Source organism: Actinomycetota bacterium (assembly GCA_014360655.1).
Taxonomy (GTDB): Bacteria; Actinomycetota; Geothermincolia; order Geothermincolales; family RBG-13-55-18; genus JACIXC01.
Window position 1 is genome coordinate 108,267 of record JACIXC010000002.1, and the last position, 19,898, is coordinate 128,164.

19 protein-coding genes are annotated in these 19,898 nt (G+C 65.6%); all 19 read left to right on the forward strand.

Translation table 11 applies throughout. The features are described 5' to 3' along the window. Positions 1–24: 24 nt before the first annotated feature. The 19 genes from H5T73_01980 to H5T73_02070 all read left to right on the forward strand — a co-directional run bounded on the left by H5T73_01980 (position 25) and on the right by H5T73_02070 (position 19,638). Positions 25–1,827, forward strand: a complete 1,803-nt coding sequence (locus H5T73_01980; protein MBC7246534.1) for a hypothetical protein — start codon at positions 25–27, stop codon at positions 1,825–1,827. A 316-nt stretch (positions 1,828–2,143) separates the two neighbouring features. Continuing rightward, complete coding sequence (locus H5T73_01985) at positions 2,144–2,995, forward strand: ABC transporter permease (protein ID MBC7246535.1); 852 nt, start codon at positions 2,144–2,146, stop codon at positions 2,993–2,995. 9 nt (positions 2,996–3,004) lie between these two features. Then, on the forward strand, positions 3,005–4,213 hold the full coding sequence (locus H5T73_01990; GenBank protein MBC7246536.1) for an ABC transporter ATP-binding protein: 1,209 nt from the start codon (positions 3,005–3,007) through the stop codon (positions 4,211–4,213). Positions 4,214–4,307: 94 nt separating this feature from the next. Beyond that, entirely contained in the window at positions 4,308–5,399 is a 1,092-nt protein-coding gene (locus H5T73_01995) for a hypothetical protein (protein ID MBC7246537.1), read from the forward strand. A 2-nt stretch (positions 5,400–5,401) separates the two neighbouring features. Continuing rightward, positions 5,402–6,616, forward strand: coding sequence for a glycosyltransferase family 4 protein (locus H5T73_02000; protein ID MBC7246538.1), 1,215 nt, complete (start codon positions 5,402–5,404; stop codon positions 6,614–6,616). After that, a complete protein-coding gene (locus H5T73_02005) occupies positions 6,603–7,745 on the forward strand; it encodes a glycosyltransferase (protein MBC7246539.1) in 1,143 nt (380 codons plus the stop codon). The genes H5T73_02000 and H5T73_02005 overlap by 14 nt, the downstream gene beginning before the upstream one ends. Further along, the gene (locus H5T73_02010; protein MBC7246540.1) at positions 7,732–8,682 is read left to right on the forward strand and encodes a hypothetical protein; all 951 of its coding nucleotides are present in this window, start codon (positions 7,732–7,734) and stop codon (positions 8,680–8,682) included. The genes H5T73_02005 and H5T73_02010 overlap by 14 nt, the downstream gene beginning before the upstream one ends. After that, entirely contained in the window at positions 8,679–9,758 is a 1,080-nt protein-coding gene (locus tag H5T73_02015) for a glycosyltransferase family 4 protein (protein MBC7246541.1), read from the forward strand. Before H5T73_02010 ends, H5T73_02015 begins: the two co-directional genes overlap by 4 nt. Positions 9,759–10,045: 287 nt before the next feature. Beyond that, the gene (locus H5T73_02020; protein ID MBC7246542.1) at positions 10,046–10,378 is read left to right on the forward strand and encodes an Asp23/Gls24 family envelope stress response protein; all 333 of its coding nucleotides are present in this window, start codon (positions 10,046–10,048) and stop codon (positions 10,376–10,378) included. Between the two features lie 18 nt (positions 10,379–10,396). Beyond that, positions 10,397–11,980 carry a DAK2 domain-containing protein gene (locus H5T73_02025; protein ID MBC7246543.1) on the forward strand — a complete coding sequence of 528 codons (1,584 nt, stop codon included), beginning with the start codon at positions 10,397–10,399 and terminating at the stop codon, positions 11,978–11,980. A 34-nt stretch (positions 11,981–12,014) separates the two neighbouring features. After that, complete coding sequence (gene recG / locus H5T73_02030; GenBank protein ID MBC7246544.1) at positions 12,015–14,138, forward strand: ATP-dependent DNA helicase RecG; 2,124 nt, start codon at positions 12,015–12,017, stop codon at positions 14,136–14,138. 46 nt (positions 14,139–14,184) lie between these two features. Beyond that, entirely contained in the window at positions 14,185–14,781 is a 597-nt protein-coding gene (gene rsmD, locus H5T73_02035; GenBank protein MBC7246545.1) for a 16S rRNA (guanine(966)-N(2))-methyltransferase RsmD, read from the forward strand. Then, positions 14,778–15,287 carry a pantetheine-phosphate adenylyltransferase gene (gene coaD, locus H5T73_02040; protein MBC7246546.1) on the forward strand — a complete coding sequence of 170 codons (510 nt, stop codon included), beginning with the start codon at positions 14,778–14,780 and terminating at the stop codon, positions 15,285–15,287. The genes rsmD and coaD overlap by 4 nt, the downstream gene beginning before the upstream one ends. After that, positions 15,288–15,770 (forward strand): ATPase, encoded by a 483-nt coding sequence (locus H5T73_02045; GenBank protein MBC7246547.1) that lies wholly within the window; start codon positions 15,288–15,290, stop codon positions 15,768–15,770. A gap of 233 nt (positions 15,771–16,003) precedes the next feature. Next, positions 16,004–16,582 (forward strand): DUF177 domain-containing protein, encoded by a 579-nt coding sequence (locus H5T73_02050; protein ID MBC7246548.1) that lies wholly within the window; start codon positions 16,004–16,006, stop codon positions 16,580–16,582. Between the two features lie 113 nt (positions 16,583–16,695). Further along, positions 16,696–16,872 (forward strand): 50S ribosomal protein L32, encoded by a 177-nt coding sequence (gene rpmF / locus H5T73_02055; GenBank protein ID MBC7246549.1) that lies wholly within the window; start codon positions 16,696–16,698, stop codon positions 16,870–16,872. An 80-nt stretch (positions 16,873–16,952) separates the two neighbouring features. Beyond that, a complete protein-coding gene (plsX, locus tag H5T73_02060; protein ID MBC7246550.1) occupies positions 16,953–17,945 on the forward strand; it encodes a phosphate acyltransferase PlsX in 993 nt (330 codons plus the stop codon). Next, positions 17,945–18,649 (forward strand): ribonuclease III, encoded by a 705-nt coding sequence (gene rnc, locus H5T73_02065; protein ID MBC7246551.1) that lies wholly within the window; start codon positions 17,945–17,947, stop codon positions 18,647–18,649. The genes plsX and rnc overlap by 1 nt, the downstream gene beginning before the upstream one ends. Positions 18,650–18,789: 140 nt before the next feature. Beyond that, complete coding sequence (locus H5T73_02070; protein ID MBC7246552.1) at positions 18,790–19,638, forward strand: DegV family protein; 849 nt, start codon at positions 18,790–18,792, stop codon at positions 19,636–19,638. The last annotated feature ends 260 nt before the right edge of the window (positions 19,639–19,898 follow it).

Here is a 19,898-nt window from a genome sequence, read left to right on the forward strand (position 1 = left end):
GCCGACAAGGGAAGGACACGGCGCATGGCGAGGAGAGCGGCTTTGCGCATAGCACTGGTGACCTCCTACTGGGAGGAGGGCTCCTGGGATCTCGAGACGGTGCTCCTGAGGAGCCTGGTGGAGGGACTGCGGGAGCGCGACTGCGAGACGGTGATATTCACCACCACCTCATCGGCGCCCGTGCCCACTTACTCGGGAGCGCTCGCCTGGAACCGCTGCTACCCCGAGGGTGGCGGGAGTGAAGGGCCGCGCGCCGTCAACCGCTTCCCGCCGGCGGGGCGGGGAAGGGCGCCGGGCGCCTGCGCGCGACGCCCCCGCAGCGCGTGGTGGGAGCGCGTGGAGACGGCCGATGCCCTGGGGGCCTACTGCAGTCGGGCCCTGCCCGCAGCCCACGGCATAGTGGCCGCCGGGTGGCACGACTACGAGATATGGGCGGACGGCCCGGGCCGCTGGTCGCGCGGCCCGGGAACGCTGTTGCTGTGGGGCAACGGGGTGGAGAGGGTGGAGATGAGGGTCCTTTCCCCGCTTGAGCAGGCGGTGGAGGTCATGGTGGCGGGCGCGGCGGAGCGGGTGGCCTTCGGCGAGGGCGAGGAGAAGGACGTCGCCTGCGCGGTCCCGCTGCGGGAGAGCCTGTCCGTCTTCCTGCGGCCGGAGAAGACCTTCCGGCCGGCGGCTGACAGGAGGGAGCTCGGGCTGGGGTTGCGCGGGTTGCGCGTGAAGGATGCGACGGGATGGCACGAGGTCTCCATCGAGCCCGACCTCTCGCGCCCTCCCGCGGGCTACTGGGAGAAAATACCAAGCGAGTTTGCGCCGGCGCCGGCGTCCCTGCCGGGCGACGTGGAGAGGCTCTGGAGGGATATCGTGGGACCGCGCACGAGGGGGTTGCGACGGGCACTGGAAGAACGGGCCGGCGGGTATGACCTGGTCATATGCGCAAGGTCGCACCATTATACCGCCTGCACGGCCGCCAGGGCCGCGAGGGCGGCGGGAAAGCCGCTGGTGCTGGTGCCCCTGCTTTCCCGCGGGCATGTGCTGGAGTCCCTGCCGTTCCTCGCATGGCAGGTGGGGTATGCGCGCGGGGTCGCGGATCCCCAGCCCCTCTGGGAAGAGTGGCTGCGAGAGGCGGGCAAGCCCTTCTTCCATCTCCCGCCACCGGCCCTTTTCCCGTCGCCGCTGGATGACGTGTGCGACGGCGGGGAGGTCGAGGAGTGGAGGGCGCGCCTGGCAGGGGAGGACGGCCTGCCCTTCCCGGTGGCGGTAGGCGTGGAGGGCTCCCGGCGGGCAAGGGAGGAGGTCATGGACGTGCTGCGGCACGGGCACGCCGCTTCCGCCGCATGGGAGCCCGTTCTGCTCGGGAGGGAGGAAGGGAACGCGGGAGCATCGGGTCGCGAGAGGGTGGAGTGGATCGGCGACGAAGGCATAGGGATCGGCGACGAAGGCATAGCCGGCCCCGCGGCGAGGGATTTTTCATCCGCGCCACCGCCGCTTCAGCGCCTCCTCCTGCGGGTTGCGGAGATCTACTGCCAGGCGGCATGGTGCGAGGACTGGGGCTGGAAGCTGTGCCTCGCCCTGGCATGGGGCAAGGAGACGTTGGCCCCGCGTGACTGTCCCCTGGCCGCGAGCATCACGGGGCTCCTGGGGATGGGTATATCCTGCGAGGACGCGCCATCATGCGTCCGATCCCTCTCAAGGGTGACGGCGGAGCATGCCGCGCGCCCGCGCGCGCAAGGCGGTGGCGAAGCAAGGGGAGGGAGGGAGGAGGCTTTCCGGGCGGCCAGGCAGAAACACCTTGACGGCTTCGCGGACTGGCTCGCGTCAATCCTGTAGCCGGTAAGCCCGCCTTGCCTGCGCACGTGGGACGGGCGCGGTAGGCGCGGGCATGCCGTCACCCCGCGAGGCGCGTGTTATAATCTCCCGATGCGAATCTCCGGATGCGCGCGGACCCGACGGGTGCGACGGCCGTCCCGTACGGGTGGGAGAGCGCAGGACTTGTATAATGTAGTGATGAATTATTCCAGGAAGGGAGCGGAAGGACGCGGGAAAGCGAGGTTGCGGCGGTGACGTGGCGCGCGGAGGCCTTGAAGCCGAGGGGCGGCGGGCCGGGGCATGGTGCGAGCGCGGAGGAGACGGGGAAAGGCGTGAGATGAAGGCGGGAAAGCGCGGGAACGCCGAGGGCATGCGCGCCAGGGCAATGGAGCTCGTGCGCAGCAGGGAGCTGCTGTGGAACCTGACGCGCAAGGAAGTCAAGGTAAGGTACAAGAACTCCGTGCTGGGCTTCGTGTGGTCCATGATCTATCCCCTGATCATGCTCGCCGTCTATTACGTGGCCTTCGGGGTGATCTTCCGGATGAGGTCGGAGGGCATCGAGTACTTCGCTTTCTACCTGCTCGCCGGCATCCTGCCCTGGAACTTCTTCTCCAATTCCATGGCGCTGTCGGTGGGCTCCGTGGTGTCGAATTACCTGCTGGTGAAGAAGATATATTTTCCGCGCGAGGTCCTGCCGCTCTCGCAGGTGGGAGCGCAGGCCTTCCACTTCCTCCTGCAGGAGCTGGTGTTCGTGGTCTTCCTGGTCATATTCCGCGTCCCCCTCACGCCCTGGATACTCGCCTTCCCCCTGGTCATGATGATGCAGATCCTCCTCATCGCGGGGCTTTCCCTCTTCCTCAGCGCCCTGAACGTGTATTTCCGCGACGTGCAGTACTTCACGGAATTGCTGCTCCTGGCATGGTTCTGGATGAACCCCATCGTCTATCCCATCACCTTCATACTGGGGAGGTTTCCCGGTTGGGCCCAGAAGATATACCTCCTCAACCCCATGGCGCACGTCACCATGCTCTACCAGTACGTGGTGTACAATTCGCGGGTCAACGCGCCGAGCGCAGTCTATATCAGCTGGAAATGGATCCTGGGAGTGGTGGTGGGATCCCTGGTGCTCATATACCTGGGCTACCGCTATTTCACTTCCCAGGAACACCGCTTTGCGGAATTCATCTAGGAAGGGGACATGGCAGGCGAGTACCGGGGCGGAAAAGACGGGATCGCGGTGGAGGTGAAGGGCGTGAGCAAGTCCTTCCGCCTCTACCACGACCTCAACTACAACCTGAAAGAGAAGATCATCAACTGGAGGAAAAGGGGCTACGAGCTGTTCTGGGCCCTGAACGACGTCACCTTCGACGTGCGACACGGCGAAACGCTGGCCATCATCGGTCCCAACGGCTCGGGGAAGTCGACGCTCCTGCGCATGATGACCCGCATCCTCAAGCCGGACAAGGGGGAGATCAACATGCACGGCAAGGTGGCCGCCCTGCTGGACCTGGGCGCCGGCTTCCATCCCGATCTCACCGGCAGGGAGAACATCTACCTGAACGCCTCCATCCTGGGCTTCAAGAAGAAAGAGGTGGACGCCATATTCGACGAGATCGTGGAGTTTTCCGAGCTGGAGGCCTTCCTCGACAACCAGGTGAAGAACTATTCGAGCGGCATGTACGTGCGGCTGGGTTTCTCCGTGGCCATCAACGTCGACCCGGACATCCTGCTCATAGACGAGGTGCTGGCGGTCGGCGACGAGGCCTTCCAGGCCAAGTGCCTGGAGAGGATAAGGAGGCTGCAGGAGGAGGGAACCACCATAATCCTGGTGACGCACACCACCGATACCGCCGCCCAGCTCTCGGACCGCATACTGTGGCTGGAATCGGGAAGGATAAGGATGCTGGGGGATCCCTGGGAGGTGGCGGGCGAGTACCACAAGGCCATGTCGCTGCGGCCCGTGGGCGAGGAGGCGGGGACCAGGGAGCTCGAGATGACCGAGGTGCTGCTGCTCGACGGCGAGGGGAGGCCCTGCGTGGAGTTCGAGACGGGGAAACCCATGAGCATCAGGGTCACCTTCCGGGCGCACGCCCCCGTGGAGGACCCGGTCTTCTCCATAGCCATACACAACTCCCAGGGACTACTGGTGTACGGGACGGGCACGCAACGCAGGGGGTTCGGCCTGGGCACCGTGGAAGGGGAGGGTTGCCTCGCCTTCAACATACCGAGCCTGATGCTCCTTGACGGGAGGTATTTCCTAACCGTTAACGCCATGTCTTCGGACGGGCTGGTCAACTACCATTTCCTGGATAAGAAATACCAGTTCGACGTGAAGTCCCACGGGGAGGATGAGGGTTACCTGGGCATGGATTGCGAGATCGTGAGGCTGCACAAGGGCGGTGGTTGAGCCGGGGCATGCCGTACGAGGATGCCGGGCGGGAGGGCGGCGGCCGTCGCCCGGCAGGCACATGGCGGCGTGAACGCGCGGGAGGTGCGGGAACATGGAAGGCGCGCAGGAGATAATCAGGATAGAGGACCCGGAGATCGACGCCCGGGAGATCATGGCCCGCATCGAGGAGCGATTGCGGGCGCGGGAAAAGGACCTCCCGCCCGAGATGACCCTGGAGGAGCTGGAGGAATGGGGTAAGCGGGTGAGTGTCCCCCGCTTCGAGGACCCCCTGCACGAGCTGTCCCTCGCCATAGAGTACGCGCGGCACTATGCGCCGGTTTCCGCCGACCATCCCATCGCATCCTCGAAGCCGGTGATCGGCCCGCTGGTGGTCCTGGTCAAGCGCGTGATAAGGAAGTTCATGCGCCTCTACCTCGACCTGGTCTTTTCGCCGCAGAGCGCTTTTAACGGTGAGGTGCTGGAGGCCCTGGAAAAGGTGAGGGAGCTGCTGGTGGAGGAGAGGGCTCTCTGCGACGGGGCCGTCTTCGACAGGCTTTCCTATTACCTGCGCTGGGGCGAGGACCGCGAGAAGGTGAAGGAGCGCGTGGCGGGAACGGTAGAGCTTTTCCCGCCCGGGGCGGAGATCGTCAACCTCTACGCCGGCAGGGGAGAATTCCTTCTCGCCTGCTCTGAAAGGGGAAGGGAGGCCCTTGGCGTGGAGGCGGACGCCGGCCTGGTGGGTTTCGCGCGCGAGTCCGGCCTTCGCGTGGAGCACATGGAGCCCAGACAGTACCTGGAAAAGGCGGCGACGGAAAGCCTGAAGGCCGTCTTCGTATACGAGTTCGGAGAAAGGAGCGGCCGAGCGGAGCTGTACCGCGTGGTGGAGCTGCTGGGCCACAAGATGGCCAAGGGCGCGCCGCTCGTCGTGCTCAACCATTGCCCCCGCTCCCTTTTCGCCTGCGAAGCAGCCTACCGCGACCCCACCGTCCTGCGCCTGGTGCACCCCGAGACCATGCACTTCATCCTGTCGGCGGCTCACTTCCAGAAGGTGGAAATAGAATATCTCGCGGGCCCGGAAGAGACAGCGGCCCGCGAGGAGCTGGCAGGACTTCTCGCGCAGTGGGAGCAGGCGAGGCCTGGTGCGGGCGGCATCGCCGGCGAGCTCCTCGGCCCCGCTTTTTACCTGGTGAAGGCATGGAGGTAGGGGTGGCGGAAAGACCGATCGCCTTCGTGGTGGTCCGTTACGGCGAGGAAGTGGTGGGGGGAGCGGAGTCCTTCGTGCGCAGCCTGGCCGAGGAACTGCACGGGCGGGGCTGGCCGGTGGAGGTGCTGACCACCTGCGCGCTGAACAGCTTTTCGTGGGAAAACCATTACCCCGCGGGTGAGGAGCTGGTCGGCGGGGTGCGCGTGAGGCGTTTTCCCACCAGCAGGCAGGCCTTGCGCCCGCAGCGTTTCCGCCGCCTCGCTTCCGCCATCGAGGAGGGCAGGAGGCTTTCCCGCAGGAACGAACTCCGCTGGTTGAAGGCGGTGGTTTACAGCGAGGAGATGTGCGAGTATATCTCGCGCAACGCGGAACGGTACCGCGCCTTCCTCTTCATCCCCTACCTTTTCGGCACCACCTACCTGGGGTGGGAGAGGGTCAGGGACAGGGCCCTCCTCATACCGTGCCTGCACGACGAGCCCTTTGCGCGCCTGGGTATCTTCCGCCGCATGGTGTGCGAGGCGAAGGGCGTGCTCTACAACACGCCCCAGGAAAGGGAGCTGGCGAAGAGGCTCTACGGCGAGAAAGCCGACGGCCACGTCGTGGGACTGGGCCTTGACGACTATGTGGCAGACGAGGCCAGGTTCCGGAGGAGGTTCGGCCTGCAGGGAGATTTCGTCCTGTATGCCGGGCGGCGGGAGAGCGGCAAGAACACGCCGCTGCTCATCCGCTATTTCTGCAATTACCTGGTGCACACGGGCCGGGACCTGAGGCTGGTGCTGGTGGGCTCGGGGCCGGTGGAAGTGCCCCGGGGGTTCGAGGGGAAGGTGGTGGACCTCGCCTTCCTGAAAGAAGAGGACAAGAGGGACGCCTACGCGGCCGCCGCCGTCCTGTGCCAGCCGTCGCTCAATGAGAGTTTTTCCATCGTGCAGCTCGAGGCCTGGCTGGCGGGGACGCCTACGCTGGTGCACGGCGACTGCCCGGTGACGAGGAGCCACGTCGAGAACTCGCAGGGGGGGCTGTGGTTCCGCGACTACCACCAGTTCCACGCGGCGCTTGACCTCCTGCTGGACAGCCCGGGATTGCGGGCGAAGATGGGAGAGCTGGGGAGGGCTTACGTGTTGCGCAACTATTCCTGGGACCGTATCGTGCGCAGGTTCGGCGAGGCCCTGCGGGGAAGCGGTTTCCCCTGTCCGGAGGCCGGGGATGGCGGTGGATAGCGTGACCGCGCGGAAGCGGGCGAAGGCGGAGGGCCCGTCGCAGAGCGGCGCCATGCGCGTCTACCAGCTCGTGCGGGAATGGCGCGAGGGAGAGGCGTACGCCGACAGGGTGCTGTCGGTCAGGGCCTGGCTGGAAGGGGCGGGGATCGCGAACGTGGTCTGCGTGGCGGATCCTGCCAGCGGGCATGCGCCGCCCGGAGCGTGCCCCCTGCGCCGCGTGCCCAGGTCGCCGTCGCGGGGAGACGTGCTCGTGATGCACCGGGACTGCCTGCCGCGGGAGGCCGCCCGCCACCTGGCGAGGAGGTTCCCCGCGCTCGTTTTCCTGGGCCCCGTTGCGCACCGGGAGGAGGGAGAAGGGGCACTCGATGATGGCGGGGGGGGCCCGCAGCCGGATGATGTCCTCGGGGGGGCGAAAGGAGAACTCCTCGTGGTGGTCCATTCGGGTGCGGCGAAGGCGGCACTGGCGGGCAGCGGCCTGGGGATCCACGAAACGGAGGTGATCCCCGTGGTGTCCGCGTGGGAAGGCGTCCCGAGAGCGGGCGGCGACGCCCGCCTCGCGCGGATGCTGGACGACGGGAGGACCAATATATTGTTCTGCTGCAGGAGGGTTACGCGCGCGGTCATGGAGGACCTGCTCGACGTCTTCCATGCCTACCACCGCCTGGTGAACGCGTCGTCGAGGCTCATCATCTGGGGCGGGATCACCCCGGCGGACCTGGAGTTCACGGGGCGCGAGGTGCAACGGCGAGGGTTGCAGGACAGCGTGCTGCTCCTGCCCTCTTCCAGGTCGGCGGAGAAGGTTTCCTGCCTGGAGAAGTCGCATATCTTCCTCGCTCCCGGCGGCGGGGAGGAGGTTTTTCCCGATGTCGTGTCGGCCATGCACGCGTCGCTTCCGGTGGTGGCGCGGGCGGACGGGTACCTGGAGGAGCTGCTCGGCGACTGCGGCGTCCTTTACGAGGATGAGGACCCCGTGCTCGTGGGGGAACTGCTGGAAAGCCTCTGCCGGGACCCGCTCTTAAGGGAGCGGGTGCTGCAGGGGCAGCGGGACAGGTACCGCTTGTTGTGCGAGGCGGAGATGAGGGACAGGCTGCTGAAAGCATTGAGGAGGCTCGGTCTTGATCAGGATTAACGGCAGGGAGAGCAACATATCCCACCTCCTCGTCAAGGGGGAGAGGAGGAAGTTGCGGGAGAAGGCGGCCCTTTTCGAAGCGGCCGCGCCGGGCGGCGGAGGGGAAGGCGGTTACGCCGCCATCCGCTGGGACGGTGCACTCGCGCCGGGGATAGAGGCAGCACTCCGGCAGTTCGGCGCGCGCATACGTCCCGGCATGGACGAATACCTGCGAGGCGTTTCCGAAAAGGGCACGGCGGAAAAGGTGCTGGCGAGGATGCCCCTGGGCCGCAAGCGCAATTTCCGCCTCATCGACGAGGCCGCGCAGGGCCGCGTGGCGAAGCAGGTAGCCTGCAACGAGAGGATAGCGCAGGCCGTCTGCGCGATACACCTCGAGCTGCTGCACCTGAAGCGTTGCAGGGAGGACCTGGCATGCGGTGTTCCTGCCGCCGTGGCCGTGCACAGCGGGGAGAGGGAAAAAGAGCTGGCGGAGGTGCTGCTCGCGCGGGGCGAAGGGGCTTTCTTCTTCCTGGGCCTGCCTGGCGTCGAGGCCTACGAGCGCATGCTGGAGGAGGAAAGGCTCGCGGGGGGCGCGAGCGACGACCGCTTCGAGGCCACGTACTACCAGGCGAACTTCCTTCCCGTCGTATGCATGGATTACCGCGGGTTGCTGCGCGACGAGCGCACCTGGCGGTTGGCGGCGCTGGCCCTGCCGCATCCGGAAAGGTTTGACGCCGCGCTGCTGGAGCTGGTGATGCGCATGGCGTCCTTGCACGGGTACGGGGGCGAGATGTGGTTCGCGGCGGCCCGTGGGGAAGAGGAACGCGGGATGCCCCGCGCGGCCATGGGCGGACGGTGGTCTTCCGCGTTCGTGTGCTGGCTGGCGGACAAACACGGGTTCACGACGGAGGTCGTCCCCGGCGTTCATTCCATCCTCGTGAGGGTGAGGGGCGCATGAGGGTCCACCAGATCTGCGCGCGGCTGCAAAAGGGAGACGCCATAACCAACAACGCGCTCAACATGCACCGCACCTTCCTCTCCTGGGGACTGGAGAGCCACGTATATGCCCACGAGACGGACCCCCGCATGGCCCGGTATAACGAGGGGGAAGAGGTCTACCGCAGGAGATACCGCGGGGCGAAGGGGGACCTGCTCCTCTACCACTACTCCGTTTACTGCGATAATTACCGCCTCTTCCTCGCCAGCAGGAACCGCAGGATCCTCATCTACCACAACATCACCCCGCCGCATTTTTTCGCGCCCTACAGCCCGCGGGTCGCTTCCTTCTGCGAGAAGGGGCTGCGCCTGCTGCCCCGCCTCAGGGAATGCGACTTCGCCTGGGGGGATTCGGACTTCAACCGGCGTGACCTCGTGGCGGCCGGGTTCCCGCCCGAGAGGACGGGCGTCATGCCCATCTACGTGGATTTTTCCTACCTGGACGAGGAGGAACCCGGCATGAGGGCGCGGCTGCGGGACGGCAGGTGGAACATCCTCTTCGTGGGGAGGCTGGTTCCCAACAAGCGAGTGGACGAACTGCTGCGCTTTTTCGTTTATTACCATCATATGGTAAACCCCGGTTCGCGGCTCATGCTCATAGGCGCCTCCTGGCTGGACGGGTATACGCGCGAGCTGTGGCGCATCGTAGAGGAATACCGCCTCGCGGGCTCCGTCATGCTTCCCGGAGGGCCCACGGGCGTCAGCGACCGGGAGCTGGCCTCCTTCTATCGCTCGGCGGACGTCTTCATGACCATGAGCGAGCACGAGGGTTTCTGCGTTCCCCTTGCGGAAAGCATGAAGGAGGGTCTGCCCATCGTCGCCTACGCGGCGGCGGCGGTCCCGGAGACGCTGGGAGGAAGCGGCATACTCTTCACCAGGAAGGCGTTTCCCTATATCGCGGAGGCGGTGGAGGAACTGCGCCTCAACGCCGCTTTCAGGGAGAGGATAGTCTCCGGGGAGAGGAGAAGATTCGAGGACTTCCGTCCCGAGGCGGCGGAAGGACGTCTGCGCGCGGCCCTCGCTCCCTTCCTTTCCTGAACGGGGGCGGCATGCGCGCGGTGCAGCCGCCCGGACCTCCCGAGTTTCCTGCCGATGCCGGGCGTGACGTCCACGCCGCGAAGGCGGGCTTTCCCGTTGCGACCGCCGCCGTGAAACACGGCTAGATCCCCCGCGCCCGTCGGGATGAGGCGGGGGGAAGAGTTCAACCTCGGGCGCCCGGACGGCCGTCCTCCCGTGTGGTTGAAGGTCGGCGGCGGCTGCTATAATCAACCTGTTTACGAGGGAAAAGGTGGAGGTGGGCGTTGCGGGACGAAGATCCCTCGCAGGTGAAGGGAAAGATCGTCATAAGCGACGGGGTGCTGGCCGACCTCGCCGGCCTGACCTGCACGCGCTGTTACGGCATCGTGGGCATGGCCAGCCAGAGCCTGCACGAGGGCGTGGCGGAGCTGCTGGGCAGGGAGTCCCTGCGCCGGGGGGTGCGCCTGAAGCGCAGGGACGAGTCGGTCAGCTTCGACCTGTATGTCATCGTCAAGGTAGGGGTGAACATCGTAGAAGTGGCGCATAACCTTATCGAGCAGGTGAAATACACGGTGGAGAGCTGCAGTGGGTTGCGGGTCGAGGACGTGCAGGTCCACGTGCAGGGAGTGCGCGAAAGCTGATAGAGGGGTGTGCGTCGCTTGGTTGATGCTCTGCGGGCGGCCGACCTGTGCGGGCTCGTTGACGGTGCCCTCGAGGCCCTGCGGGTCCACAAGGACGAGATAAACGCCATGAACGTCTTCCCGGTCCCGGACGGCGACACGGGCACCAACATGCTCCTCACCATGCAGGCCGTGAAGGAGGCCATCGGGTCGAGCGACCACCATGACATGTCATCGGTCTGCCAGGCCATCGCGAGGGGTTCCCTGATGGGGGCGCGCGGCAATTCCGGCGTGGTCCTTTCGCAGATCCTCAAGGGCATGACCGAGGTCATGGGCGGGCTGGAAGAAGTGGGCGTGGCGGATATGGCGGAGGCCCTGTCCCGCGGCAGCGAGGTGGCGTACCGCGCGGTCATGAAACCCGTCGAGGGTACCATACTCACCGTGGTGAGAGAGGCCGCTGAGGAAGGGGAGAGGGCCAGGGGAGACAGCGCATCCCTCGAGGAATGGTTCGCGCACGTGATCCGCAGGGCACGCGAAGCGCTGGAGCGTACCCCCGACATGCTGCCCGTGCTCAAGGAGGCCGGCGTGGTCGACGCGGGAGGGCGCGGGCTGGTGGCCATCTTCGAGGGCATCCTCGCACGCCTGAGCGGCGAGGACCTCGGGCGCGTGGAGGAGGACGCGGCCTTGTCCGTGGCGCGCGTCCTGGAACAGGCGGAGGACTACCGCTACGAGGCCCAGTTCATGCTCCATTGCAAGGACTCCAAGGTGGAGCGCTTCCGCGAGGTCCTGCAGGGGCTCGGGGGCTCCGTGCTGGTGGTGGGGGGCGACAAGCTCTACCGCGTTCACGTGCACACCGACGACCTGGGCAAGGTCATCGAGGAGGCGTCCGCGATAGGCAGGCTCAGCGACGTGGAGATCAGCGACCTCAGGGAGCAGGTGCATGAGGCGGGTGGCGGCCCCGCGGCGCCGGGAAAGGCCACCGCCATCGTGGCGGTGGCGGTGGGAGAGGGAATAAAGGAGATCCTCTATTCCATGGGGGTTGACGTCATCGTCGACGGTGGCCAGAGCATGAATCCCAGCACGGCGGAGATACTCGACGCCATCGAAAGCGTCCCCCAGGACCACGTGCTCCTCATCCCCAACAACAGGAACATCATCCCCGCCGCGGAGCAGACCAGGGAGCTCACCGGGAAGGAGGTCGCCGTGATACCGGCGGTTTCCATCACGGAGGGATTCGCGGCCATGGTCGCCTACGATCCCCGATGCGGCTGGGACGAGAACAGGGAACGCATGGTACAGGCCCTGCGCAAGGTGAAGACGGGCGCGGTGACCACCGCCGTCAGGGACAGCAAGTGCGGCCTGGGGAAGATAAGGAAGGGCTCATACATCGGGCTTTTCCGGGGGGAGATAGTCTCCGCCGCGGACGAGCTGCTGCGTGCGGCGAAGGACCTCCTGCGGAAGATGGTGGGGGACGGGGACGAGGTCGCCAGCGTTATAGTGGGAGAGGGGGCCGCGGGCATGGATCACGGTCCCATAGTCGAGATGCTGGAGGAGCGCGGGCTGGAGGTCGAGGTCATCGACGGCGGGCAGCCAGTGTACCATTACATTTTCGGCCTGGAATGAGATGACCGGTGTCCCCCCTTAGGATGTGACCCCGATGACGGTTCCGGCTGATCGGCGGGTTGAGGAACTGGCGGCGCACTGGCATTCCCTCCGCAGCCCGGTGAGCGAGGTGCGGGGGATAGGGAGCAGCCTCACGCGCCACCTCGAGGCCATGGGCATCCGCACGGTGGAGGACCTGCTCCTGCATTTTCCCCGGCGCTACCTCGATCGCCGCCGCATCTCGCGCATCTGCGAGGTACGCATCGGCGAGGAGGCGACGGTGGTGGGGACGGTGCGCTCGCTGGAGTCGAGGCGGCTCTCGCGCAATCGCAGCGTGCTCAGCGTGGCCGTTTACGACGGCACCGCATACCTTTACGGGGTGTGGTTCAACCAGCCCTACCACGCAGACAGGCTGCCGGAGGGAACCGGCGTCGTCTTTTCCGGAAAGGTGCAGTACCGATTCGGGAAGCTGCAGATGACCAATCCCTCCTACGACATCCTCGAGGACACGGACGAGGTGGGACGGGCCACGGTTCATACCGGGCGCATCATCCCCATCCACCCCGCGTCGCAGAGATTGAGCGCCGCCATGCTGCGGAGACTTGTCATGCGCGCGCTGGAACAGTACGGGGACCTGCCCGACCACATACCCTACGGGCTGCGCAGGCGGCACGGTTTCCCCCCGCGCGCGCAGGCCCTGCGCGAGATGCACTTCCCCACCACGCGGGGCCGCCTCAACCGGGCGCGGCAGCGCATGGCTTACGAGGAGTTGCTGGTCATGCAGGTGGCCCTGGCGGCCAACCGCCGTCACATGCGCACGGAGACGCGAGGTATAGCCCACGTGCCTCCCGGCGGGTTGCTCGAGCGCTTCACGCGCAACCTCCCCTTCCGGCTTACCGCCTCGCAGGAACGCGCCTTCAGGGAGATAACCGCCGACATGACGGCCCCCTCCCCCATGAACCGCCTGCTGCAGGGCGAGGTGGGATCGGGAAAGACGGTGGTCGCCCTCATGGCCCTGCTCCTCGCGGTGGAAGGGGGGCATCAGGGCGTTTTCATGGCGCCGACCGAGATACTCGCGGAGCAGCACTACCGGAACATCTGCGCGCTGCTTCAGGAAGGCATGGAGGTGCGGGTGGAGCTGCTCACCGGGAGCACCACGGCAGCGCGCCGGCGGGAGATACTGCGGGAGGCCGCCGCCGGCGGCCTGGACATTCTCGTGGGGACCCATGCCCTCATCCAGGACGACGTGGATTTCCGTGACCTGGGGCTGGCGGTGATAGACGAGCAGCACCGCTTCGGACTGCGCCAGAGGATACTGCTCAAGGAGAAGGGCGCGCACCCTGATACCCTCATCATGACCGCCACTCCCATTCCGCGCACCCTCTCCCTCACGCTCTACGGGGACCTGGAGGTCTCCGTGCTGCGCGAGCTGCCGGAGGGCAGGGCGGAAACGACCACCATGGTCATCGGCGTAGGCGAGAGGGAGCGGGCATACCGGCTGATGCACGAGGAGCTGGCGAAGGGGAGGCAGGCTTACGTTGTATGCCCGCTCGTGGACCCGTCTCCGGCCGTGGAGGCCAAGGCGGCGGAGAAGGAGGCCCGCGAGTTGGGCTCACGCTTCCCGCAGTACGGCGTGGGGCTGCTGCACGGCCAGATGGCCAAGGCGGAGAAGGACGCCGTCATGGAGTCCTTCAGGAGAGGGGACGTCCAGCTCCTGGTGTCGACCACCGTCATCGAGGTGGGCATAGATGTCCCCAACGCCACGGTCATGATGGTGGAGAACGCGGACCGTTTCGGCCTCTCCCAGCTGCACCAGTTGCGGGGGCGCGTGGGCAGGGGCGAACACCGCTCCCACTGCATTTTCGTCTTCACGGGCGACGGCGAGGAATCGTTGCGTCGCAGGAAGGCCATCGCCGAGATAAGCGACGGCTTCGAGCTGGCGGAGGCCGACCTGGATATCCGCGGCGAGGGCACCCTTTTCGGCACGCGCCAGTCGGGGGTCTCGGACCTGCGGGTGGCCCGGCTCAACAAGGATTACCGCCTGCTGCGCGCGGCGCGCAGCGATGCCTTCTCCCTGGTGGAGGAGGACCCCCACCTGGAGAGGCCGCATAACCGCCTGCTGCGGCTGGAGGTGAGGGAGAGATACGGCGAGAACCTCGCGTGGCTCTTCCAGGCCTGAGGCGCACGGGGTGGTGGAAAGAATTGTCATGGTATAAAGTGGCAGCATGAGGATCATCGCGGGAGAGGCGAAGGGAAGGCACATCAGGGCTCCGCGCGGGAGGAACACGCGGCCCATGCGGGATTTCGTGCGCGAGGCGGTATTCGGCATGCTGGGGGAGCGCGTGGCGGGCGCGCGGGTGCTGGACCTGTTCGCCGGCAGCGGTTCCCTCGGACTCGAGGCCTTGAGCAGGGGAGCGCAGCACGCGGTCTTCGTGGACAGGGGAAGGGAGGCGGCACGTATTATTCAGGAAAATCTGGATAAGCTTGGCATGAGCGACAGGGGAACGGTGGTACGGTGCGAGGTCCTCGATTACCTGCGTAAAAACCGCTTACCCGGGAGCGCCTTCGATTTGATTTTTATAGACCCACCCTATAAAATTGATGTCAATTACCGCGAAGAAATGCTGAAAAGACTGGCCGACGGCGGGTTCCTGGGGCCCTGCGCAGTGCTGGTGATGGAGGCTCCGCTGCGGAGCTCGATCCCCGGGGCGCCTCCGGGATTGGGTTTCCGGGAGAGAAGAAAATACGGAGAGACCGCGGTCGATATTTACATGCAGGAGGAAAATATTGTAAGGGAGGAGAGGGGGGCAGGCGAGGAATGACGGTAGCGATATGCCCGGGAACGTTCGATCCCATAACCAATGGACACCTGGACGTCATAAAGAGGGCAAGCCACTTCTTCGAGCGCTTCATCGTGGCCGTGGCGGCCAACCCCGCCAAGGAACCCCTCTTCGACCTGGAGGAGAGGGTGTATCTCCTGCGCAAGGCCACGGAGGGCCTGGAAAACGTGGAGGTTGAGTCGTTCGACACCCTGCTGGTGGATTTCGCCCGCAAGGTGGGAGCCACGGCCATCATCAAGGGCCTGCGGGCGCTGAGCGATTTCGAGTACGAGTTCCAGATGGCCCAGATAAACCAGGCGCTGGACGAGCATATCGAGACCTTTTTCGTCATGGCCAACCCCATGTACACCTTCATAAGCTCGAGCGCGGTAAGGGAGGTCGCGAGCTACGGGGGTTGCGTGAAGGGCCTGGTGCCGGAGAATATAGAGGGGGAGCTGATAAGGATGTTCAGAAAGAAATTCGGCGGCTCGCAGAAAGGGGCGGTCTAAATGGATGTCTTTCAACAACTGGATCGCATAGAGGATCTCATAGTATCCAGCAAGCACGTGCCCTTTTCCTCCTCGGTGATGGTCAACGAAACGGAGATATTCGAGCTGCTGGACGAGTTCCGCAGCTCTCTTCCGGAGGAACTCAAGCAGGCACGGTGGATGGTAAAGGAAAAGCAGGAGATCATGGAGGAGGCCCGCAAGGAGGCCGAGAGGATACGGGAGGAGGCGCAGGAGGAGAGGAGGCGCCTCATAGACGAAACGGAGATCATCAAGGCGGCCAAGGCAGAGGCGGAGAAGATCATCGAAGACGCGCAGGCACAGGCGAGGGAGATACGGCTGGAGGCTGAGGATTACGCCGACGAGCGCCTGGCCAACCTCGAGGTGACCTGTTACAAGCTGCTGGAGGTGATCAAGAGGGCGCGCGAGAGGCTCCAGGGGCCTCCGGAGCAGGAGGAGGTGAGCGAGGAGTTCGACCTGGAGTGACGCCGCGCCTCCCGCGGGCCGCGGAGACGCCAGTGCCGTGCGAGACAGCGCAGAGGGGGCGGTTTTCGCTCAAGCAGGCAGGCCGCCCATCCACCCCGTGACCGTACGAACCCGGACATGCAACCCCGCCATGGCATTCACGCTTGCCAACCCCCACCCTCATCCGCAACACTTGTCCTGGGGCGGTTGTCGCCCCTGAGAGTGATACCGCTGCAGGCGGGAGGAGATGCTTGATGAGCGAGTCGCTTGCCTCGCGCAGGCTCAGGGTGCCCGTTTCCAGCCTCATGAAGAAGCTTTTCTCGCGGGAGAGGTTCCGGGCCGACCTGGACATCGCGGTGGGAGAGCAGGGGTTGTACGAGCGCGGCGGGCTGGGTGGCCTCAGCCTCGACCTGTGGCTGGAGAGCAGCCCGGACGGCATAAGGGTGAAGGGCAAGGTGCGGGGCACCGTCGGCATGGAATGTACCCGCTGCCTGAAGGAGTACCGCCAGGAGCTGGACATCGACGTCGACGAGTTCTACAGGCGTCCCGGCCTGGGGGCTGCCGCCGGGGAAGGCGGCAGGCTGCCGCGGGAGGTCGAGGTGCCGGAAGAGGACGCTTACCTCATCGAGGAGAACACCGTGGACCTCAACATCCTGGTCAACGACGCCGTGCTGCTCAGTATGCCGATAAAGCACCTGTGCAGACTTGATTGCCGCGGATTGTGTCCCCGTTGCGGGAAAGAGTTGAACCAGGGTCCCTGTGACTGCCGCGGGGATGATATCGACCCACGACTGGAGGTGCTGCGCACGCTGCTGGAGGATGAGGGGGAGTGAGGGGCGGCCACGCCTGGCGGACTCTGCTTGACCCGGGTTATGCACGGTATTTATACTCTGATGGTGTTTGTGCCGGATACATTAGAACTCGTGGTCATATCACGGAGGTGAGCATGGCGGTACCCAAGCGGAGGAAATCTCGCTCGCGCACCGCATCCAGGCGGGCGAAATGGGTGGCGCGACCCCTCCCCAAGGCGGAATGTCCGCAATGCCATTCCCCCAAGTTGCCCCACCGAGCTTGCCCCAACTGCGGAACCTACAACGGCAGGGAGATCCTGGAAAGCGAATGACGCCGCGACTACGCGGACGAAACCCCACGTTGAGCTGCGGGATCCCGTGAGGAGCTGGCTATAGCATGGAGCGGTCGGAGATCGTCGTGGCCCTGGATGCCATGGGAGGAGACCGCGCGCCGGAGGCCATGGTGGCCGGTGCGCTGGATGCGCGCGATGAGCTGGGTATAAGTGTTCTGCTCGTGGGCGACGAGGAGAGGCTGTCGGTCCTGCTGCGCGAGGCGGGCAGGGGCGAACTCCCGGTCCTCCACGCGCCCGAGGTCATAGGGATGGCGGAAGAGGGAGCCCTGGCGGTGAGACGCCGCGAGGGCTCCTCCCTTGTTGCGGCGGCCCGGGCGGTCCGGGAGGGAAGGGCGCATGCCATGGTGTCCGCCGGGAACACGGGAGCCGCCATGGCCGCGGCCCTGCTCACCTGGGGCAGGATAAAGGGGGCCAAGAGGCCGGCGGTCGCGGTCGTTCTCCCGCCGCTGGATGCGCCCACCCTCCTCCTGGACGCGGGAGCGAACGCGGATTGCCGGCCGGAACACCTGCGCCAGTTCGCCCTGCTGGGAAGCGCCTATGCTTCCCTGCGCTTCGGCCTGGAGAAACCCCGCGTGGCGCTCCTCAACATCGGGGAAGAGGAGGGGAAGGGCAACCAGCTGGCACGCGAGGCCTACGCCCTCCTTGCGGCGGAGGAGAGGATCGACTTCGCCGGGAACCTGGAGGGGAGGGAGCTGGCCGCTCACGCTGCCGACGTGGTGGTGACCGACGGCTTCACCGGTAACGTGGCGCTCAAGGTGATCGAAGGAGTGGCGTCGATGATATTGAGGAGGCTGCTCGCCTCCCTCTCTTCATTGAGCGAGGAGGAGATGAAAGCGGTCCTCCCGGCCCTGGCGGGCCTGCGCGAGGAGCTGGATTACCGGGTCGTCGGTGGAGCGCCGCTGCTGGGCGTGCGCGGGATATGCATAATAGCCCACGGAAGCTCGGACGCGCTCGCGGTGAAGAACTCCCTGCGCGCAGCGGCCGAGGCTGTGGAGATGGGCCTGGTTGAAAGGACGGAGCGATTGCTGGCCGCCGAAAGAGGAGAGGAGTGATGAGGTTCCGGGGCAGGAGGAAGGCGGAGCCGGTCGAGGATAAGCTCGGCGTCGTCTTCCGCGACCGCGAGCTGCTGCGCAGGGCGATGACCCATCGTTCCTACGCCCATGAAGCCGGGCTGGACGCCGGCGACACCAACGAGAGGCTGGAGTTCCTGGGAGACGCCGTCCTTGACCTGGTGATCTCCGACTACCTCTACCGCCATTACGAACACCTTGACGAGGGGGAACTCACGCGCGTCAGGTCTACCCTGGTGAACATGAACCTGCTGGCGGAGGTCGCACGCGACCTCGGCCTGGGAGAACACGTCATGCTCAGCCGGGACGAGAGGGCGGACGGGGGCGCCGACAAGACATCGATCATAGCCGACGCCGTGGAGGCGCTCATCGGAGCCGTCTACCTGGACCGCGGCCTGGAAGCCGCCAGGCGCCTGATCATGCGCCTCTTCCGGGAGCGGCTGCAGCAGGCGGTGGCGGGGGAACTGGATTTCGACTACAAGTCGCGCCTGCAGGAGCTGGCGGTCAAGCAACGGGGGATACTGCCGAAGTACCGCCTGCGGGAGGAGGGTCCCGATCACTGCAAGACCTTTTACGCCACCGTGTACGTGGCGGGCAGGAAAATGGGGACGGGGAGGGGGAATTCCAAGAAGGAGGCGGAACAGTCCGCCGCCCGCGAGGCGTTGCGCCGCATAAGGGAAGGGTGACGACCCCGCGGGCCCCGGTCAGGGCTGTTGCCATAAACGGCCCCCGGGTGTTATTGATAGATGATCCATTGCGAGGCTGCTGCGTGGGATGAGGGGCGCCTGTCGGCATCGCGCCACTCACGCCGGTAAGAAAAGGGGGGATGAAGTTGGCAGGCATCGGTATAGTCACGGATTCCACCGCGTATCTCGGGGAGGATTACGCCAGGGAGCACGACATAAAGGTGGTGCCCCTGAAGGTCATCATGGACGACGTCTCATACCGCGAGGGCATAGACATCACCCACGATGAGTTCTACCGGCGACTGCGGGAGCCCGGGGTCTTTCCCACCACCTCCCAGCCCTCCGCAGGCGAGTTCCTGGAGGCCTACCGGGAAATGGCGGACAGGTACGACGCCCTAATCAGCATACACATCTCCGCCGGCATCAGCGGCACCTGCGAATCGGCGCGTTCGGCCGCCATGGAGATGGGTGATTTTCCCATCAGGATAGTCGACTCCCGCTTCACCAGCATACAGCTGAGCATGTTCATCGACGAGCTGGTCCGGGGGAGAAAGGAGGGGATGGGGCTCGATGAGCTGATGGGGATGGTGGAGGAGAAGATCAAGAACAGCACACTCCTCTTCATGGTGGCCACCCTCGAATACCTGCACCGCGGCGGGAGGATCGGTGGCGCGCAGGCGTTCATGGGCTCCATGCTGCGCATCAAGCCCATCCTCTACATAGACGGGACCATCGACGCGCTGGAGAAGGTGCGTGGGGCGAACAAGGCCCTGGATCGCCTGGTGGAACTCGCGGCGGAGAAGGCCGGCGGCCGCAGGGTGAAGGTCGGTCTGACCCATGTGCAGGACGAGGAACGCATGTTCGAGCTCATGGACAAGGTGAAGGCCGCTCTCGACTGCGATCCCGAGGACATCCGCTGGAACGAAACGGGACCCGTGATCGGCTCGCACGTCGGGCCGGGTACGGTGGGTGTGGGCTTCTACTATTGATACCCGCGCGGGCGTATGTCTTTCCTCCTTCCGACGGCCGGGCCGCCGGGTAACGGTCTCGCTCGCAGGCTCGCTGCGACCGACCCGGTCGTTCCCGGCCTGGGTCGGTTGCGTATCCTTCCTTCTTCCGGCCCGGGGCCTCAGGGTAACGGTCTCGCTCGGCGCCGCGTACCTTTCTTATAAATCCGGAACGTTGGGAAAGGCGCACTCGCTGCGACCGACCCTGTAGTTCCCCGGGCTGGGTGGGTGGAAATACGTCC

Bases quoted from the DNA above. Each gene is read 5' to 3' on its own strand.
- H5T73_02045 (MBC7246547.1), top strand. From the start codon at position 15,288: ATGGATGTCTTTCAACAACTGGATCGCATAGAGGATCTCATAGTATCC.
- H5T73_01985 (MBC7246535.1), top strand. From the start codon at position 2,144: ATGAAGGCGGGAAAGCGCGGGAACGCCGAGGGCATGCGCGCCAGGGCA.
- H5T73_02050 (MBC7246548.1), top strand. From the start codon at position 16,004: ATGAGCGAGTCGCTTGCCTCGCGCAGGCTCAGGGTGCCCGTTTCCAGC.
- H5T73_01990 (MBC7246536.1), top strand. From the start codon at position 3,005: ATGGCAGGCGAGTACCGGGGCGGAAAAGACGGGATCGCGGTGGAGGTG.
- rnc (MBC7246551.1), top strand. From the start codon at position 17,945: ATGAGGTTCCGGGGCAGGAGGAAGGCGGAGCCGGTCGAGGATAAGCTC.
- recG (MBC7246544.1), top strand. From the start codon at position 12,015: ATGACGGTTCCGGCTGATCGGCGGGTTGAGGAACTGGCGGCGCACTGG.
- H5T73_02005 (MBC7246539.1), top strand. From the start codon at position 6,603: ATGGCGGTGGATAGCGTGACCGCGCGGAAGCGGGCGAAGGCGGAGGGC.
- H5T73_01980 (MBC7246534.1), top strand. From the start codon at position 25: ATGGCGAGGAGAGCGGCTTTGCGCATAGCACTGGTGACCTCCTACTGG.
- rpmF (MBC7246549.1), top strand. From the start codon at position 16,696: ATGGCGGTACCCAAGCGGAGGAAATCTCGCTCGCGCACCGCATCCAGG.
- H5T73_02070 (MBC7246552.1), top strand. From the start codon at position 18,790: ATGAAGTTGGCAGGCATCGGTATAGTCACGGATTCCACCGCGTATCTC.
- rsmD (MBC7246545.1), top strand. From the start codon at position 14,185: ATGAGGATCATCGCGGGAGAGGCGAAGGGAAGGCACATCAGGGCTCCG.
- H5T73_01995 (MBC7246537.1), top strand. From the start codon at position 4,308: ATGGAAGGCGCGCAGGAGATAATCAGGATAGAGGACCCGGAGATCGAC.
- coaD (MBC7246546.1), top strand. From the start codon at position 14,778: ATGACGGTAGCGATATGCCCGGGAACGTTCGATCCCATAACCAATGGA.
- H5T73_02015 (MBC7246541.1), top strand. From the start codon at position 8,679: ATGAGGGTCCACCAGATCTGCGCGCGGCTGCAAAAGGGAGACGCCATA.